Source organism: Paradesulfitobacterium aromaticivorans, from assembly GCF_054657415.1.
Window position 1 is genome coordinate 1289088 of record NZ_BAAHYT010000010.1, and the last position, 18239, is coordinate 1307326.

General features: G+C 52.0%; 13 protein-coding genes. 12 read left to right on the forward strand and 1 reads right to left on the reverse strand.

Annotated elements, in window-relative coordinates:
* Window positions 1-5: 5 nt before the first annotated feature.
* Window positions 6-344 (reverse strand): phage holin family protein, encoded by a 339-nt coding sequence (locus tag ACYQ2N_RS12050; RefSeq protein ID WP_459999477.1) that lies wholly within the window; start codon window positions 342-344, stop codon window positions 6-8.
* Window positions 345-510: 166 nt separating this feature from the next.
* On the opposite strand from ACYQ2N_RS12050, the gene ACYQ2N_RS12055 reads away from it, so the two are divergent.
* From ACYQ2N_RS12055 to rpoN, 12 genes are all read left to right on the forward strand, one after another.
* On the forward strand, window positions 511-2052 hold the full coding sequence (locus tag ACYQ2N_RS12055) for a substrate-binding domain-containing protein (protein WP_459999479.1): 1542 nt from the start codon (window positions 511-513) through the stop codon (window positions 2050-2052).
* A gap of 159 nt (window positions 2053-2211) precedes the next feature.
* The gene (gene uvrB, locus ACYQ2N_RS12060) at window positions 2212-4236 is read left to right on the forward strand and encodes an excinuclease ABC subunit UvrB (protein ID WP_459999481.1); all 2025 of its coding nucleotides are present in this window, start codon (window positions 2212-2214) and stop codon (window positions 4234-4236) included.
* A 16-nt stretch (window positions 4237-4252) separates the two neighbouring features.
* The gene (gene uvrA / locus ACYQ2N_RS12065) at window positions 4253-7066 is read left to right on the forward strand and encodes an excinuclease ABC subunit UvrA (protein WP_459999482.1); all 2814 of its coding nucleotides are present in this window, start codon (window positions 4253-4255) and stop codon (window positions 7064-7066) included.
* A 233-nt stretch (window positions 7067-7299) separates the two neighbouring features.
* Window positions 7300-8109 carry a Cof-type HAD-IIB family hydrolase gene (locus ACYQ2N_RS12070; protein WP_459999483.1) on the forward strand — a complete coding sequence of 270 codons (810 nt, stop codon included), beginning with the start codon at window positions 7300-7302 and terminating at the stop codon, window positions 8107-8109.
* A gap of 9 nt (window positions 8110-8118) precedes the next feature.
* A complete protein-coding gene (locus ACYQ2N_RS12075) occupies window positions 8119-9132 on the forward strand; it encodes an alpha-hydroxy-acid oxidizing protein (RefSeq protein WP_459999485.1) in 1014 nt (337 codons plus the stop codon).
* 68 nt (window positions 9133-9200) lie between these two features.
* Complete coding sequence (locus ACYQ2N_RS12080) at window positions 9201-10211, forward strand: polysaccharide deacetylase family protein (protein WP_459999486.1); 1011 nt, start codon at window positions 9201-9203, stop codon at window positions 10209-10211.
* A gap of 79 nt (window positions 10212-10290) precedes the next feature.
* Window positions 10291-12024 carry a B12-binding domain-containing radical SAM protein gene (locus tag ACYQ2N_RS12085; protein WP_459999488.1) on the forward strand — a complete coding sequence of 578 codons (1734 nt, stop codon included), beginning with the start codon at window positions 10291-10293 and terminating at the stop codon, window positions 12022-12024.
* Between the two features lie 78 nt (window positions 12025-12102).
* Window positions 12103-13299, forward strand: a complete 1197-nt coding sequence (locus tag ACYQ2N_RS12090) for an ABC transporter substrate-binding protein (protein WP_459999489.1) — start codon at window positions 12103-12105, stop codon at window positions 13297-13299.
* A 12-nt stretch (window positions 13300-13311) separates the two neighbouring features.
* Entirely contained in the window at window positions 13312-14205 is an 894-nt protein-coding gene (rapZ, locus tag ACYQ2N_RS12095; RefSeq protein ID WP_459999490.1) for an RNase adapter RapZ, read from the forward strand.
* Window positions 14202-15572, forward strand: coding sequence for a gluconeogenesis factor YvcK family protein (locus ACYQ2N_RS12100; RefSeq protein WP_459999491.1), 1371 nt, complete (start codon window positions 14202-14204; stop codon window positions 15570-15572). Before rapZ ends, ACYQ2N_RS12100 begins: the two co-directional genes overlap by 4 nt.
* Window positions 15573-15585: 13 nt before the next feature.
* Window positions 15586-16539 (forward strand): DNA-binding protein WhiA, encoded by a 954-nt coding sequence (gene whiA, locus ACYQ2N_RS12105; RefSeq protein WP_459999493.1) that lies wholly within the window; start codon window positions 15586-15588, stop codon window positions 16537-16539.
* A 59-nt stretch (window positions 16540-16598) separates the two neighbouring features.
* A complete protein-coding gene (gene rpoN / locus ACYQ2N_RS12110) occupies window positions 16599-18002 on the forward strand; it encodes an RNA polymerase factor sigma-54 (RefSeq protein WP_459999494.1) in 1404 nt (467 codons plus the stop codon).
* Window positions 18003-18239: the final 237 nt, after the last annotated feature.

The following is an 18239-nucleotide window of genomic DNA, read 5'->3' on the forward strand; positions in this document are numbered from 1 at the left end:
GCCGCCTAATCAAATAGATGCATCAGCACGAGACTGATGATGCTTAAGACCACAGACCCGATAACCGCACTGCCAAAACTGCGGATGCTGAAACCTGGGACAAGCTTGGCCGTAAGGGCCAGCATGAGGCCGTTAAGGATCAGCGTAAATAAGCCCAAAGTCACAAGCTGAAGTGGAAAAGTGAAGAAGGAGAGGACGGGCCGGATTAAGCTGTTGACCAAGCCCCAGACAAGAGCAGCCCAAATCGCGGTAGAAAAGCGGGACAAGTGCAGCCCAGGCACAAACAGGGTTGTTAAAATTAAAGCCATGGAATTTATGAGCAGTTTTGCCAAAAAGCTTAGCATAGAACCATCCTTTATTTCCGCATTTTTAAGGTTTACCAGGGAAAACTAAGACCGGAAAAAACTTTTCATGCTTAAGTGAGATCGAGAAAGATTAGAAGCAGCATATTTAACTGGGAGGCTGTTATGATGTCCGCGTAAATCTTAGTGTAAGAAAGGAGCGTGTATCATGCGATTCCTTTTGATTCTACTTACTCTCCTTCTAAGTTTAACCTTAACAGGCTGTGGTCTACAAGACCTTTTAGGAAATAAAAAGAAATCCACTGCTAAAAATACTTCTGAGCCCAAGCAGGTGATTGCAGTGGCTCTCAATGACGAAGATCCCAATAAAATACTTATTCAAAAAGGGATCGAAGATATGGCTAAAAAAGAGAATATGGAAATAAAATATTTGTCTGTGAACGGGTCTCAGGCCCAAGGGGCAAGCAACGGCCAACAGGCAGATAATAAATCCAACTCGGGATCAAAATCCAACTCAGGATCGAATAACAAAAGCTCCTCCGGTCAAAAATCCGGACAACAAAATAATGATCCTCTTCAGGGCGCTAAAGTTCTAATCTACCAAGGCGGGAAAGCGGGAAACCTGCTCCAGGCTGCTGAACAAAGCAAGGTACCTGTTCTCACCTTAGGGCAAGTTCCTGCAGGAATCAAACCTGTAGGAGTTGTGCTGCCTAATCCGGAAAGGGTCGGACAGTTAATGGCTGAAACCGCCCTTGCTAAAGTTGGTGAAGGACAGATTCTGATTTTAGAGGATGACCCCAATGACAGTGCTTCGCAAAGCTTGGTTGCCGGAGCAAAAGCAGTTTTAAGTAAAAACTCCAAAATCTCGGTAATCGTCATTGGCAGCCCTCCTGGGTCAGAATCTGTTTCCAGGCAGAGTTTTATCGATTACCTGCAGAAAAATCCGGGCAAGGTTCAGGGTGTACTGGCACAGACAGAGAGACTGGCTGCCCAGGCTTCAGAGGTTTTAAAACAGATGCAGCTGGCAGATAAAGTGTTTTTAGTTAGTGGCCAGGCCAATGTCCAGTCTTTGCAGAGAATGGCTGCCGGTGGACAAGTTGCTGATGTCGATACTTCTCCCTATTTATTGGGGGTAAATGCCTATCAATGGGCACAAAAAATTGTTAATAAGGAACCACTGGACATAACAAATTCAGTCCCAAGTGAACAGGGAGAGATTCCTGCTAAAGTTCTGCCGGTTAAGTCAGTTACGACTGAGAACATGGCACTCGTACAGAAAAGCTATACAACGACTATAAGCGCTGCAGCCCAAGAGCAAAAAGCAGCAGAGCAGCAAGGACAGGCAGGACAGCAAGGGCAGCAGGGTCAACAAGACCAGGGCAAACAAGGCCAGGCGGGGAGTAACAATAGCCAAGCACAAAGCCAAGCTCAGGGAACAAACCAGTCTCAGGGACAAAGCCAGAACCAGAACGCTAACCAGGGTCAGGCGACCGGTGTACCGGCCGGAGTCCAGAAGGTTACGGAAAAAGTAAAGACGGAGACAACCAGGGAATATTTGGATGCCCAGGGTAAGGTCATAGGTACGGAAAAAAATGCGAATGAGCAAGTCCGGACTATTCCGCCGGAAATGCTAATGCAGAACCAAGGGCAAAGCGGGAGCCAGGAGAAAGCAGAGAAATCAGGGCAAACCGGCAACGGCGGAGGACAAGAAAAAGATAATAAAAATAACAGCGATGCCGGAAGTAAATAATTATTATGTGATTACTAGCAAAAGCCGGGAATCTCCCGGTTTTTGCTCTGCCTAATTTTCCCGTTTGGCTCTTTGTTCCCGGGAGTGATATAATTTAATTTAGACTGACTACGAGTTATAAGCAAGTTAAATTTATCCATGCAAGGAGTCAGATTAGAGATGGAATTTCATCTGCGCGCTCCGTACGAACCGTCCGGTGATCAGCCTCAGGCCATTGAGGGCTTAGTGCGGGGTGTCAGGGACGGAAAAAGGCACCAAACTCTTTTAGGGGTTACCGGGTCTGGCAAAACTTTCTCGATGGCGAGCATCATTGCCAAAGTGCACAAACCCACGTTAATATTGGCGCACAACAAGACGTTGGCGGCCCAGCTCTATAGTGAATTCAAAGAATTTTTCCCGGACAACGCCGTTGAATATTTTGTGAGTTATTACGACTACTATCAGCCGGAAGCTTATGTCCCTTCTAGCGATACTTATATTGAAAAAGACGCTTCTGTCAATGATGAGATCGAGAAACTGCGCCACTCGGCCACGGCATCCCTGTTTGAGCGGCGGGACGTGATTGTGGTTGCCAGCGTCTCCTGTATATACGGTTTGGGTTCACCTGATGAATACAGCGATTTGGTGCTTTCCCTGCGCCAAGGTCAGGAGCTCGACCGCGATGAAATTTTGCGCAAGTTGGTATCCATCCAGTATGACCGCAATGACATTGCCTTTGTGCGAGGTACGTTCCGCGCGCGCGGGGATGTGGTCGAGATCTATCCTGCCTCAGCCTCGGAACAGGCAATCCGGGTAGAGCTGTTCGGAGACGAGATCGAGCATATTTATGAGATAAACGTACTCACGGGGGAGATCCTGGGTGAGCGCCGACATGTTTCTATTTTCCCGAACTCCCACTATGTGACTGCCCGCGATAAACTGCTGGTGGCGTGTGACAACATAGAAACAGAACTTGAGGAGAGGCTTGTTTATCTTAAGGGAGAAAACAAGCTTTTGGAAGTGCAGAGGCTGGAGCAGAGGACGCGCTATGACTTGGAGATGCTCAGAGAAATGGGCTTTTGCAACGGCGTGGAAAATTACTCCCGCCACCTCACTTTCCGGGCACCAGGGGAGACTCCTTATACCTTGCTCCATTACTTTCCCGAGGATTTTCTCCTGTTCGTGGATGAATCCCATGTCACTCTGCCCCAGGTGCGCGGCATGTATGAAGGGGACCGTTCGCGTAAGACCACGCTTGTAGATTTCGGGTTCCGCCTCCCTTCCGCTCTCGACAACCGCCCTTTGAAGTTCGCGGAGTTTGAGCGGCTTGTGCCCCAGCGCATTTATGTCAGCGCTACCCCGGGTCCTTACGAACTCGAGCATTGCCCCGTGTTGGTTGAGCAAATAATCCGACCGACCGGGCTTTTAGACCCTGAAGTGTTCGTGCGTCCGAGCAAAGGGCAGATTGATGATTTAGTGGGCGAGATCAATCAGCGCATTTCCCGCCAGGAAAGAGTCCTTGTAACCACTCTGACCAAGAAGATGGCGGAAGAACTAACTGATTATCTCAAAAACCTGGATCTCAAGGTAAAATACCTCCATTCAGATATTACAACCCTGGAGCGAGTTGAAATCCTACGCGAGCTTAGACTTGGGGTGGTCGATGTGATCGTGGGCATCAATCTCCTGCGTGAAGGACTGGACTTGCCGGAAGTGTCTTTGGTGGCAATTTTGGATGCCGATAAAGAAGGGTTCCTGCGCGCCGAGCGTTCCCTGATCCAGACGATCGGGCGGGCGGCGCGCAATGCCAATGGCCAGGTTATTATGTATGCGGATAAGATGACTGAGTCCATGAGCGCAGCTATTTCCGAAACAGAACGACGGCGCAAGATGCAGCAAGCACATAATGAAAAAATGGGCATTATCCCGCAGACCATACGTAAGCCTGTGCACGAGGCACCGGAAGCGACTATGGTAGCAGAGAAGAAACAGGCGTACGGGGGCAAGCTTTCTCCTGATGAATTAGCAGTTGCCATCCGCACCCTGGAACAGGAAATGCGCCAAGCAGCCAAGAACCTGGAATTCGAAAGAGCTGCCGAAATCCGTGACCTCATGATCGAACTCAAAGGGGAAGAAAACAAGCTGCGCCTGCCTGCCCAGCGCCGCAGTTCCCGCTACGACGCCCGCAAAGGCTCTAGGCGATAAAATTTCTGGAGGACTTATGAGTCAAGAATACTTGAAAGTGCGGGGTGCCCGCGCCCACAACTTAAAAAACATTGACGTTGACATACCCCGCGACAAGCTGGTGGTGATCACCGGGCTTTCAGGGTCCGGCAAGTCTTCATTAGCCTTTGACACGATTTATGCCGAGGGTCAGCGGCGCTATGTCGAGTCTCTCTCTGCCTATGCCCGCCAGTTCTTGGGGCAAATGGACAAGCCTGATGTGGATTATATCGAAGGGCTGTCCCCGGCGATCTCCATTGACCAGAAGACGACCAGTCGCAACCCGCGCTCCACTGTCGGCACGGTTACCGAAGTCTATGACTACTTGCGCCTGCTGTACGCCCGGATCGGGCATCCCCATTGTCCCCGCTGCGGCCGGGAAATCAGCCGCCAGACCGTGCAGCAGATGGTAGACCAGATCATGGCTTGGCCGGAGAAGACCCGCCTGCAGATCCTGGCTCCGGTGGTTAAAGGGAAAAAAGGGGAACACGCCAAGGTCTTGGAGGAGATCCGGAAGGCCGGGTATGTCAGAGTCCGGGTGGACGGAGAAACCTTCGATATAAATGACGAAATTAAACTGGAGAAGAACAAGAAGCACTCCATTGAAGTAATAATTGACCGCATCGCTCTCAAACCAGACAGCGCCCCGCGCCTGGCTGATTCCCTCGAGACTGCTCTCCCGTTGGGAGAAGGAAATGTGATCGCGCACAGGGTTGACGGCGGGGAGGTGCTTTTCAGCGAAAACTTCGCCTGTCCGGAGTGTGGCATTGCCTTAGAGGAAATATCTCCGCGTCTGTTTTCCTTTAACAGTCCTTTTGGGGCTTGTCCCGCCTGTACCGGGCTCGGAGCCAATCTCGAAGTCGACGTGGACCTTTTGATTCCGGATCGGCGCAAAGCCCTGAACGCAGGCGCGATTGCGCCCTGGGCCCGCTCTGCTTCCGATTATTATCCGCAGTTGCTGGAGGCAGTGGCCCAGGCCTTAGAGTTCAGCATGGGTACTCCCTTGAAAGATTTAAGCGAGGACCAGTGGCACTCCCTCCTGCACGGCACCAAGGTGCCGGTGCGTTTTCGCTATCATAATATCTTTGATCAGGTAAAGATTTATAATGCGCCTTTCGAGGGCCTGGTTCCTTACTTTGAGCGGCGCTACCGTGAGTCAGGCTCAGATACGGTGCGCACGGAGATTGAGCAGTATATGAGTGAACGCTCTTGTCCGGTCTGTCAGGGCAAACGTCTTAAACCGGAGGCTTTGGCAGTAAAGGTTGGCGGCAAATCCATCGACGACTTGACCCGCCTCCCGGTTACTGGGGGTTTGAAGTTCTTAGAGTCTTTAAAGCTTACGGATAAAGAGCAGACGATTGCCCACCAGGTCCTGAAGGAAATCCGGGAGCGCCTTGGATTCTTGGTAAATGTGGGCTTGGACTATCTAACGCTTGGGCGGGCTGCGGGCACGCTTTCCGGAGGGGAGGCCCAGCGCATTCGTTTGGCCACGCAAATAGGCTCCAGCCTGATGGGAGTGCTCTATGTCCTCGATGAACCAAGTATTGGGCTGCATCAGCGGGACAACGCCCGTTTGCTGTCCACCTTGAAACGCCTGCGTGACCTGGGCAACACCCTGTTGGTGGTGGAGCATGATGAAGATACAATGTTGACTGCTGATCATATCATTGACATCGGCCCGGGCGCGGGAGCGCATGGTGGTCGGGTGGTGGCTCAGGGGACACTGGAGGAAGTTCTTAATACTCCGGAATCCGTCACTGGCCAGTATTTGAGCGGGAAGAGAAAGATTCCCGTGCCTTTGGTGCGCCGGGCTCCGAATGGGAAGTGGCTCAAAGTCCTGGGTGCTGAACAGAATAATCTCAAAGAAATTAATGTGGAAGTCCCGCTCGGGGTATTTACCTGTGTGACCGGGGTTTCCGGGTCGGGCAAGAGTACCTTGGTTAATGACATTATTTATAAAGGCCTGGCCGCCCGCTTAAACGGGTCGCGCCAGCGCCCCGGGACTTTCACTAAAATTCAGGGTATGGAATATCTGGATAAGGTCATTGACATTGACCAATCTCCGATCGGTCGCACTCCGCGCTCCAACCCGGCCACCTATACCGGGGTCTTTGATTTCATCCGCGAGCTTTTTTCCCAGACGCCGGAATCTAAAGTGCGCGGGTATAGACCCGGCAGGTTTAGCTTTAATGTCAAGGGTGGGCGCTGCGAAGCCTGTCATGGGGACGGGATTATCAAGATTGAAATGCATTTTTTGCCTGATGTGTATGTCCCGTGCGAGGTTTGCCATGGGCAGAGATATAACCGCGAGACCCTGGAAGTACACTATAAAGGGAAAAATATTGCCCAGGTCTTAGACATGACCGTGGAGGAGGCTCTTTCTTTCTTCCAGGCAGTGCCGAAGATTCAACGCAAGCTCCAGACTTTGCAGGATGTGGGTTTAGGGTATATCAAGCTCGGGCAGCCCGCCACCACTCTCTCCGGCGGGGAAGCGCAGCGGATAAAACTGGCTACGGAGCTGAGTCGGCGCAGTACCGGTCGGACCATTTACATTCTGGATGAGCCTACGACGGGTTTGCATATGGCAGATGTGGACCGCCTGCTGCAGGTTCTGCACCGCTTGGTAGATGCGGGGGATACGGTTCTGGTAATCGAGCATAACCTTGATGTTATTAAAACTTCTGACTATATCATCGATTTGGGACCGGAAGGCGGAGACCGGGGTGGTCAGGTCGTTATAGCCGGAACCCCGGAAGAAGTGGCTGCCTATCCTGGCTCGTATACGGGTCAGTTTCTAAAGAGGCACCTATAATCTACGGAGTCAGGAGTCAGGAGTTAGGAACGTAAGTCTCCGGTGACGATGATATCCAGTGGATGTCATCGCCGAAGGCGAAACTCCAGAGAGAGCTTACCGCCTGAGGATGACTTACGCCGTTCGGCCAAACCCAAGAGAAATTCTTCCGGCCGAACGGAGCAGGAGTCAGGAGTCGGAAGTTCGAACCTCGAACCTCGAACCTCGAATATCGAATTGGGGGTGGATTAAGTATGGCGATTCGCATGGTTGCGATGGATCTTGACGATACTTTGCTGCGCGATGACTGGACAATATCCTCCCGCACGGTAAAGGCGATCCGGGCAGCGCGGGAGCAGGGCGTGAAGGTTACGATTGCCACCGGGCGTATGACAATTTCGGCCAAACCTTATGTTGAGCAATTAGGAGTTGACATCCCTGTTATTACCTATCACGGGGCGATGATCTCCCAGGCTTTAAGCGGGGAAGTCCTGTTTCGGAAGGTTATTCCTTCTGATTTAGCCCGGAAACTCTTGGGCAGGATTGCGGAGCGGAGGCTGTATGCCCAGGTGTATTTGCGCGACCGGGTGGTGGTGCAGGAGGCTAGCGAGTGGACGCGCGAATATGAACACATTGCCAACGTGGAAATTGAAGAGGTGGATTTGGCCACGGTTCTGGCCGCTGAGCCGGAAGGGGTGGAAAAGATCCTCGTAATGGACGAAGAATCTCGCCTTGATGCAGTTATTCTCGATTTGCAAGAGCGCTTTGGGCGGGATATTCATATTACTAAGTCCAAATCATTTTTTCTTGAGCTTATTAATGCCGAGGTCAATAAAGGTGTGGCTTTGGCTGCTCTGGCCCACAGATTTGGGGTCAGGCAGGAAGAAGTGATGGCGGTGGGAGACAGCCTCAATGACTTAGAAATGATCAAATATGCGGGCTTGGGGGTGGCGATGGGGAATGCCCGTCCAGAGGTCAGGAAAATAGCGGATGTCATCACCGGGACCAATGAAGAAGACGGAGTCGCCCAGGCTATTGAGCGTTATGTTCTAAGAAAGGAATGAATGAATGGAATGGATATAAAAACAGTGCGCCAGACGGCGAAAGAGAAATTGAAAGGGTACTGCCGAGTCTGCCCGGTATGCGACGGGAAGGCCTGTGCCGGAGAAGTTCCCGGTATGGGAGGGATCGGCACCGGTGCCTCTTTCCGCAGCAATATTGAGGCCTTAAAAGCTTTCCGGCTTAACATGCGCACCTTGCATGGGGCCAAGAATCCAGATACTACGATTGAACTCTTTGGGCAACAACTCTCTACTCCGATTCTGGGCGCGCCGATTACCGGCAACACGTACAACATGGGCGGGGCTCTCACCGAGGAGGAATGGTCGGAAGCGGCTGTGCAGGGGTGCCTGCAGGCAGGCGCCTTGGCCTGCACCGGAGATGGAGCGGACCCGGCGATGTATGATTCCGGCCTGGCCGAATTGAGAAAGGTGCAGGGGAAGGGTATCCCCTTTATCAAGCCGCGGGGGCAGGAAGATATTCTGAAATACCTGCGTCGGGCTGAAGAGGCCGGAGCTGCAGCGGTAGGGATGGACGTGGACGGTGCCGGGCTGATTACGATGGCCTTAAAGGGCCAGCCTGTCGGGCCCAAGACTAAAGAGGAGATGAAGGAGATTATTGCCGCCACTTCTCTGCCTTTTATTGTCAAAGGGATAATGACTGTGGAGGAGGCAGTTATTGCTGCCGAAGCAGGGGCTGCCGGGATCGTGGTTTCCAACCATGGCGGCAGGGTGCTTGACCATACTCCGGGAGCAGCTGAAGTCCTGGCTGAGATTGCAGCCGTAGTAAAAGGGAGGCTCACAGTTTTTGTGGACGGGGGCGTGCGTTCCGGCACGGATGTGTTAAAGATGCTGGCCTTGGGCGCTGATGCCGTGCTCATCGGGCGACCGCTTGTGATCGCTGCTTACGGCGCAGGCGCGGAAGGGATTGCTCTGGCAATTAACACGATGACCCATGAATTAAAACAGGCCATGATTCTTACCGGGTGTGCTTGCCTGGAAGATATTAATACGGATGTCCTACTCTAAACGGCGAATATAATTCTATTAGGTGCAGCCACAACGGGGCAACAACAGGAAGAAACGGGGCAGTTATGATGACAGCTAAGCTTCAGCAGAGATTTGCCGCAGTTGCAATCGTAGTCATAGTCATAGTCCTAGCACTATGCTTTAGTGCCGGGTGTTCCCCTTCTGTGCCGGCAGCAAATGCTGCCAATAATGCAGGGCATCCCGCTGTCCCGACAAACCCCTCTGCGTCGCCGGGGGATTCGGGACAGACGGGAGCTCAGGATCAGTCAGACCCGCCGCCTGCCACAGAACCGAGTTCCACCGGCGCTTCCGGCTCCCAGGCTTCTGCTGGGTCTTCTGCTCCGGGACAGGGCGTGCCTGATTCCCCCACAGCATTCAGGATGTTTTATGACGGAGAAGGGAATCCCCCGCAAGCTCCGGGGCTAAACATGAAAGCGCGCCGCTTTGCCAGCGAACGTTCCAAAACGGTCTACCTTAGCATTGATGACGGGCCCTATCCTGAAACTACCCCGCGCCTTTTGGAAATCCTGCGGGACAAAGGGGTAAGCGCGACTTTTTTTGTGATTGGACGCCAGGTTGAGCGTTATCCTGAATTGCTCAAAGCTGAATATGAACAGGGGCATGGCATCGGCAACCATAGCTATTCCCACAACTATGCCACAGTTTATCAAAGTCCAGAAAGTTTTCTTCAAGAAATCAAACAAAACGAAGATATTATTTTTAAAACCATTGGAGTACGACCGCGCATGATCCGTGCTCCGGGCGGGACTCAGGGTCATTTCAATATTGCTTATTATAATGCTGTTGATGCGGACGATTATCTGGTGTACGACTGGAATGTCAGCACCGGAGACGCGGCAGCTCCCTTAGTCTCGGCAAGCCAACTGGTGGAAAACGTCAAGAAACAGATAGCGGGCAAGGAAAGAGCGATTATCCTTATGCATGACACCGGCACCAAGAAGACCACGGTTGCGGCTTTGCCACAGATCATCGACTACCTTAGGGATCAGGGATATCGTTTTGCTGTCCTTAGTCCGGAAGTGACCCCGATCCTCTTTACCGGTGGCTTCAGACCCTAAAGTTTTCGCGCCAGAGGTGGCATGATAATTGCATATTGAGGCAGAACGCGCTATACTAGACAAAAGGAGTGTTTCATGTTTGCGTGTTCTGTTGGCTGCCCTTAATACAAAATATGTGCATACCAACCTGGCGCTTCGTTATGTGCGGGCTGGCATCAGAGCAGAATTTCCGGATGTAATACTTAAAGAGTTTACGATTAACGACTCTCCCGCTCGAATTGCGGGCGAGATTTACGAAGCCAAGGCTGATGTCATTGGCTTCTCGTGTTATATCTGGAATCTAAGCGAGACTCTGGCCGTAATCAGACTTTTGCGCCTTGTATGCCCAGAAACCCGTATGGTCGTGGGTGGGCCGGAAGTAAGTTTTGAGCCTGCCGAGTTTCTGAGTTGTCACCCGGAAATTGATGCAGTCGTTCGCGGCGAAGGGGAGAGGGCGTTCCTTGAGTTAGTGCGTTCCTGGAACAAGGGACAGGAACCTGAAAAAGTTCTGGGCGTGGCCTGGCGGCGGGAAGGTAAGATTATTGTTAACCGGGAGCATCCAGGGCTTCTTGATCTGAATCAATTGCCCTTTCCTTACGCTGAGGAGGAAGACCTGCAGGGACGGCTTGTTTATGTGGAGACAACGCGGGGCTGCCCTTTTAATTGCCAATATTGTCTGTCTTCGACGATTGCAGGAGTTCGCTATTTGGACCCCGAACGGTTCCGCTTGCTCTTAAGGCGCATTTTAGGATATGGGGCGCGCACGGTAAAGTTTGTGGACAGAACATTTAATGTGCATAAAGAACATGCCATGCGGATTCTCGACATTGTACGCGAGGAGTCAAAGTCTTACCCAGATGGAGGTATCCGCGTGCATTGTGAAATTGCCGGGGAACTACTGGATGAGGAATGGCTTGCATACTTGCGCTCATATCCTGAGGGGCTGCTTCAGTTTGAGATTGGAGTTCAGTCCACCCATGAGCCCACGTTGGCAGCAATCTCACGGCCCCAGCATCTTGAGAGATGGCGGCATTATGTAGATGAGATCAGGGAATTCGGCACCATCCCGCTTCATCTCGACTTGATTGCTGGGTTGCCTGCGGAAGATTGGCACAGTTTCCGCACATCATTTAATGATGTTTATGCGGTTCAGCCTCATATGCTCCAACTTGGATTTTTGAAGGTTCTAAGAGGTTCGGGCCTGCGCGCGGCGGCTAAACGCTATGGTTTGATCTACGCCCCTGACCCCCCGTATACTATTTTACAGACAAAAGTGTTAAGCCATGCGGAGATCCTGCAGTTAAGGCGCATGGAAGACCTTGTGGATAAATATTATAATTCCGGGAGGTTCTTTTACACCCTCCAAGAATTAGTGCGGTTTTTCCCGACTCCCTTCGATTTTTACAATCGTTTCGCCAGCTATTGGCGGGAGCAGAAATGGTTCGAACTTTCCTGGAAGGGGAAGGATCTTTTTGCGAAAGCTTGGGAATTTGCGCTTGTTCTCAGGGACGAAACTCCGGAACTGCGAATTGAGGCAGCCCGGGAAAGAGTCCGCGATGCCTTGCGCTTTGACTATTACCTGTGGGAACGCCCCCATGTGCTGCCTGAGTTCCTTAAGCCAACAGTGCCTGAGAGTGATTCTATCCGTTTTGATCCTCGTTGGGCAGAGCTCATCCCGGAATTTAAGACGATGGACAAGCGCCGCTGGAGCAGGAGCACGGCTATAGCCTACTTTAGCCGGGATATCATGGGGAATGCTCAAGGTGTGTGGTACCTCTTTTTCTACCAAGGGCGGCCTAAAGCCTATCGTTACCCCGGAGCAGGAGAAAACTAACCAGACCCACATGCCGCAGCCGAGGATGAGAATGAATCCACTCGAACATCGATTTTGCAGAGGAGCGGTCAACAGTTCATGAACAAGCGTTATCCCCGCAGCGGAAATTTATTTGGAAAACTCACCGTACTTATACTAGCTGCCCTCTTGTTCCTACCAGGTTGTTTGGCCGCTCCAAAACAGGGTGAGCCAGGCGGCAAGGCACCCGCAGTAATTTCTGTGTGGCATTCATTTCAGGGAGCCCAAACCCAAATCCTGGATACCCAGGTTCAGAAAATAATGGCTGCACATCCGGAAGTTATCATCAGGACCAAGGCGGTTCCCGAGGATAAGTTCGCGTCCCTGACATATCTGGCTCAGGCGGGAGGGGAAGGACCGGATATTTTCCTTACCCGCAGGGAAGTATTACGCCAACTTTATGCTGAAGGAGCGCTGGCTCCGGTAGTTGAGTTTAACTCTGACGCGTATGCGCCCGCTGTCGCCCAGTTTCGCTTCGGGGGCAAGCTTTTCGCCCAACCGTGGTTGACAGATGTCCCTCTCTTGTATTACCGGACGGACATGGTTAAAGTGCCGCCGGCCAGTATGGCAGATATCTTTGCGAATAAAAACATGACGGTTCTTTCGAGTCTCGATACTTCCACTTTGGCGGCCTGGTGGAACGGACAGGGCGGACGACTGTGGGCTAATGGCAAGCCCGTTGTGACCGACCCGGCCAACCAGACTTTCCTGGAACAAATTCTTGCCTGGCGTAATGCCAAACAGCTTGAAGTGAACCCCAATGCCTTAAGTTTATTCGCAGGGGGCAGTGCGCCTTACACCATAGCCTGGGCGAGTCAAGCCCAGATTTTAACTAAACTCAATGTTCCCTGGGGCAGTGCCTCCCTGAGCGCGCTGACCGGAGGAAAGCCCCTGCCGGGGCCCACATGGGTAGTTGCTAATTCAGGGATTAAGACGAGCGAAGATATGGTTCCTTCCATCCAAGCTGTGGAAAAAGCCCTCTTAAGCCCTGAGGTCGAGGATGCCTTTGTTCAGGCAGGATACGGAATGCCAGCGGCCTCGTCCTATTACCAGGGGGGCTTCCTCAACGGGAATAAAGACCTCTTAGCTCAGGTAAGCCAGTCTTTAGCCGGAGCCTGGGCGGTGGAAGGAAGCGCTCCGGAATGGAAGTTGTTCCCACTTCAGGACGAAGCCTGGGCCAGCGCCCTGGCCGGTGCCGATGCGGCAGGAGCGCTGGCCGCGGCCCAAGCCAAGGCCGAGGAACTATTCGCAAAGTAAGGAGGGAGAGCTATGGACAAAAAAGACCTGCACTTAGTCGTCATCACCGGCCTGTCCGGGGCAGGCCGCACGCAGGCGATGCAGAGCCTGGAGGATCAAGGTTTTTTTTGCGTGGATAACCTGCCTCCGTCCTTCATCGTTAAGTTTGCGGAGTTGTGCGCCCAATCTCAGGGGAAAATCTCCAAGGCCGCGATTGTCTGCGACCTCAGGGGCGGGGCTTTTTTCTCCACCCTTACAGAAGCCCTGGAGAATCTCGAAAAAGAAGGTTTTGCTTGCGAAATTTTGTTTCTGGAGGCTTCGGACGAGACGTTAGTCCGCCGGTATAAGGAATCGCGGCGGCGTCATCCCTTGTCCCCCCAGGGCCGGATTTTAGAAGGGATTCAGGAAGAGCGGGAACAGCTTGAAGAACTGCGGGGGCAGGCTCATAAAATCATTGACACCTCCGAGCTTACTGCCCAGCAGTTGAGGCAGCAGGTAGCTGAACTGTTTAGCCAGGCAGAGTCTTTGCGCCAGATGTCCATTTCTGTCATATCCTTTGGCTTTAAGTACGGAGTGCCGCTTGATGCCGATGTCGTGATGGATGTCCGCTTTCTGCCCAACCCTTATTATGTTCAGGAATTAAGGCCTTTGACAGGGGAACACTCCTTGGTGCAGAACTATGTCTTAGAGAACCCGGTGGCGCAGGATTTTAAGGAGAAGTTCTTCGGGCTTTTGGAGTTCATCCTTCCTCATTACAGCAGTGAAGGGAAAAGCCATCTTGTGATCGGGATCGGCTGTACCGGAGGGCAACACCGTTCCGTGGCTTTAGCGGAAAAACTTGCGGAATTCCTGCGCGCACGCGAATATGTGATCAATGTCAAACACAGGGACTCTGCCCGCAACCGCAAAGGCGTGGCAGAAAAATGAAAAAGAAAGCGGTACGCGTTCATAACTATATTAAGTGGCTCTATCCCAATCTCAAAGTAAAAAGATGGTTCCTGCTGGCGGTTTTGGGAATCTTCCTGTTTGCCACCGGATTTTCCGTCATGAATGACGGCATCGCCCTTGGGTACTTGGAACTTCAGTTCCGGGAAGTAATCTACCGCTTGACAGGAAGCGCGCCTGCAACCGCAGTTCCAACCGGGCTGGTCATCAGCGGGATAGGCTTTCTGGCCATTGTGGTGGGATTTAAGCGCCTGCTTAATTCAATTATTTCCGTACTACTGCCTGATGAAGAAGGGCGAATTGTTGACGTGATGTATTCCCGCCAGCACTTAAGGCGGGGACCCAAAATCGTTGTGATCGGCGGCGGTACCGGTTTGTCAGCCCTGCTCAGGGGGCTTAAGGAATATACACGCAATCTTACGGCCATTGTTACGGTGGCAGATGACGGCGGCAGTTCCGGCAAGCTTAGGCATGAGATGGGCATTTTGCCCCCCGGAGATGTGCGCAACTGCCTCGTGGCCCTGGCAGATACGGAAAACATCATGGAAGACCTTTTTTCCTATCGATTTGAGACCGGAACTCTTAATGGGCACAGTCTGGGCAATCTGTTGCTGGCAGGGCTTGCCGACAGGTTCGGGGATTTCCAAAAAGGGATCGAGCAGGTAAGCAAGGTCTTTGCGTTAAGAGGAAATGTCTACCCCTCTACGCTGGAACAGGTGGTGCTGGTGGCTGAACTGAAAGATGGTCGCATGGTACGCGGGGAAAGTGCCATCCGGGAGGCCATGGGCAGCATTAAACGTGTTTTTCTGGAGCCGGGTGATTGCAGCCCGCTTGCGGAAGCGATTCAAGCCCTTGAAGAAGCGGATCTGATCGTCTTGGGGCCAGGCAGCCTCTACACCAGCGTCCTGCCCAATCTTTTGGTCAAAGGGTTAAGGGAGAAGATCAGACAGGTCAATGCTCCCTGTGTCTATATCTGCAATGTCATGACCGAGCCCGGAGAGACGGACGGGTATACGGTTGCCGACCATCTGAAGGCGATCCTCGAACACTGCGGCCCTAGCTTTGTGGATGCAGTCCTGGCTAACAGGCAGGAAGTTGCGGCCACGCTTTTGGCTAATTACGCCCGCGAAGGTGCCAGGCCTGTGCACGGGGATAGCAAAGCGGTTGAAAGCCTCGGTGCTAAATACTATGAGGCTGACCTGGTGCAGGAAGGGGATGTGGTGCGCCACGACTCTGAGCGCCTGGCCCGGGAGATTTTGCGCCTGCTTTTCCGTATGAAGCCGATGGGTGAGAGAATTGCTTTGGTAGATGCCTACTTGCTTAGTCATAAACTTAGACAAGAATCCTAAAGGGGAGTCAGGCATGTCTTTTAGTGCAGTGACCAAAGAAGAACTGGCCCGCTTGCCTGAGGGCAAGGAGTGCTGCCAGATGGCAGAATTGGCAGCACTTGTAAGAATGGACGGCACCTTGCAAATCAGTGCTAATCAGCAGTATGCTTTAAATGTTGTCACTGAGAGCGCGCCGGTGGCCCGCAAAATTTTCCGTTTGGCCAAAACTGCGCTCGACCGTCAGGTCGACATTGTGGTGCGCCGTAAACTTCGCTTGCGTAAAAATAACTCCTATATGGTAAAGATTTACCCACGCGGGGTCGAGGACCTACGGCGCTTAGGGCTTATGGATGAGGATTCCCAGATTGTGCCGGGCATTCCCAGGGAGCTTATCAAGCATAAATGTGACCGGAAGGCTTACCTGCGCGGAGCTTTTCTGGCCGGGGGTTCGATTAACAACCCGGAAGGAACGTATCATCTGGAGATAATCAGCAATGATCTTCAGCATGCGGAGGCTGTGTGCGAGCTTCTTAACAAGTTCAAACTCGGCGCTAAACTAAGCGTGCGGAAGAACTGGCATGTTGTTTATTTGAAAGAAAGTGAGCATATTGTCGAGTTTCTGGGACTGATCGGAGCCCACCATGCGCTCCTGGAATTTGAAAACGTGCGCGTGTTCAAAGATGTGCGCAACCAGGTAAACCGCATCGTCAACTGCGAAACGGCGAATCTTAATAAAACAGTGGACGCTGCCGTGCGTCAGGTGGATAATATCAAGCTTGTTGCCGGTACGATCGGTTTGGGAGCTTTGCCTGCGGGTTTGCGCGAACTGGCGGAATTGCGCCTGCAAGCTCCGGATGCCAGTCTCAAAGAACTGGGGGAAATGCTTAATCCGAAAGTCGGAAAATCCGGGGTTAACCATAGAATGAGGAAAATAGATGAATTGGCTGAACGCATTAGAAATCGTAGTTTCGGCCAAAACAGGGGTTAGAGGAGAAAAATCGGGCAGGATAATATGTGTGTGAGTGAGGATTTTGGGGAGGAACGATTGTGCGCTTAGGGTATGGCCTAAATCTCGAACAAACTCAAAAACTGATTATGACTCCTGAACTGCGCCAAGCTATTGCTATTTTGCAACTTTCAGCGCTTGAACTTTCAACTTATGTCGATGAGCAGCTTCTGGAAAACCCGCTGCTGGAAGTGCAGGAAGACAGTTCAGATCAGAAAGAGGCTGTGGAGGCTGTGGAGGCTCCGGCGCCTGCGGAAGAGGGACAAGCTGAGGATAAATGGGAAATAGATTGGCAGGAATACTTCCAGGGCCGGGATGAGAAACCACTGCGCCAGGAGCGCTCGGAATATCCTGAAAACCCCAGAATGGATCCTTTTATTGCGGCAGCTCCCACCCTCCAGGAGCATCTGTTGGAGCAGCTTCATGTCCAGCCGCAGTTGGCGGGTTCCCTGGCTTTGACAGAATACCTTGTTGGCAATCTCGATGACAGAGGGTATCTTACCTTAACACTTGAGGACATAGTCCGCGAACAGCATGCTTCGATGGAGGAGGTTGAGCGGGCTTTGGCAGTGGTCCAGAGTTTGGATCCGCCGGGAGTTGGAGCGCGCACCCTTGAGGAGTGCCTGCAGTTGCAACTCCCCTATCTGCCTGACTGCCCGCCGGAAATGCCGGAGTTTCTCACGCATCTCGAGAGTTTAGCGGCCGGGCGCATGCAGAAGATTGCCCAGAGCATGAAAATTTCCCTTACACGCGTACAGGAACTCGCTGATCTTGTACGCAAACTGGACCCTAAACCTGGGCGCCGCTTTTCCGGGCCGGGTGAGGTGCGCTACATCATTCCAGATGTTATTATCGAAGAAATTTCGGGGGAGTATATTATTCTTGTTAATGATACTTCTGTTCCGCGCCTGGGGATAAACCAAGCGTACCGCCAAGCATTGACCCAGCAGGAAGACACGGAAACACGCAAGTTCGTGGAACAAAAACTTAACTCTGCTGCTTGGCTTATCCGCAGTATCGAGCAGCGGCGCCTGACCCTGTACAAAGTAGCCAATGCGATCGTCAACCGGCAGAAAAATTTTCTGCATTTTGGCATCCGCCACTTAAAGCCGCTTACCCTGCGCGACATTGCGGAGGAAGTGGGAGTGCATGAGTCTACAGTCAGCCGTGCTACGGCCAACAAATATGTCCAGACCCCGCGTGGAGTTTTTGAATTTAAGTTTTTCTTTGCCAATAGCATCGGCCAGGAGCAGGGCATTACTACCAATGGAATAAAAGAAGTCTTGCGTGAACTGATTAATTCCGAAGACTCCAAAAACCCGTATTCCGATCAGAAACTTTCCGAACTCCTCAAAGCTAAGGGGATGGAGATCTCCCGCCGCACCGTGGCCAAATACCGCGATGAGCTGGGGATACCGTCAACTTCGGTGAGAAAGAGATATTAGCTGTGACAGAAGTCAGCATAAGAGAACGGTTTATCTGGAAGTATTCTGAATACCTAAATAGTAAATGCTAATTTTCGGATCAAGTATTGGTAGAAGAATCTGATAAGTTCCCCAAACCGAGTTGCAAATGCAATATGCTGACTATATAATAATTCTGATAGAAAGGCCGCAAACCATGCTGTTTGAACCATGAAAACAGGGGAGTTTGTGGCTTTGTTTTCTTTATCCGGGATGAGG

Coding starts and splice junctions, on each gene's coding strand:
- whiA (WP_459999493.1), top strand. CDS start 15,586: ATGTCTTTTAGTGCAGTGACCAAAGAAGAACTGGCCCGCTTGCCTGAG.
- rapZ (WP_459999490.1), top strand. CDS start 13,312: ATGGACAAAAAAGACCTGCACTTAGTCGTCATCACCGGCCTGTCCGGG.
- ACYQ2N_RS12075 (WP_459999485.1), top strand. CDS start 8,119: ATGGATATAAAAACAGTGCGCCAGACGGCGAAAGAGAAATTGAAAGGG.
- ACYQ2N_RS12090 (WP_459999489.1), top strand. CDS start 12,103: ATGAACAAGCGTTATCCCCGCAGCGGAAATTTATTTGGAAAACTCACC.
- ACYQ2N_RS12100 (WP_459999491.1), top strand. CDS start 14,202: ATGAAAAAGAAAGCGGTACGCGTTCATAACTATATTAAGTGGCTCTAT.
- ACYQ2N_RS12055 (WP_459999479.1), top strand. CDS start 511: ATGCGATTCCTTTTGATTCTACTTACTCTCCTTCTAAGTTTAACCTTA.
- uvrA (WP_459999482.1), top strand. CDS start 4,253: ATGAGTCAAGAATACTTGAAAGTGCGGGGTGCCCGCGCCCACAACTTA.
- ACYQ2N_RS12080 (WP_459999486.1), top strand. CDS start 9,201: ATGACAGCTAAGCTTCAGCAGAGATTTGCCGCAGTTGCAATCGTAGTC.
- ACYQ2N_RS12050 (WP_459999477.1), bottom strand. CDS start 344: ATGCTAAGCTTTTTGGCAAAACTGCTCATAAATTCCATGGCTTTAATT.
- uvrB (WP_459999481.1), top strand. CDS start 2,212: ATGGAATTTCATCTGCGCGCTCCGTACGAACCGTCCGGTGATCAGCCT.
- ACYQ2N_RS12070 (WP_459999483.1), top strand. CDS start 7,300: ATGGCGATTCGCATGGTTGCGATGGATCTTGACGATACTTTGCTGCGC.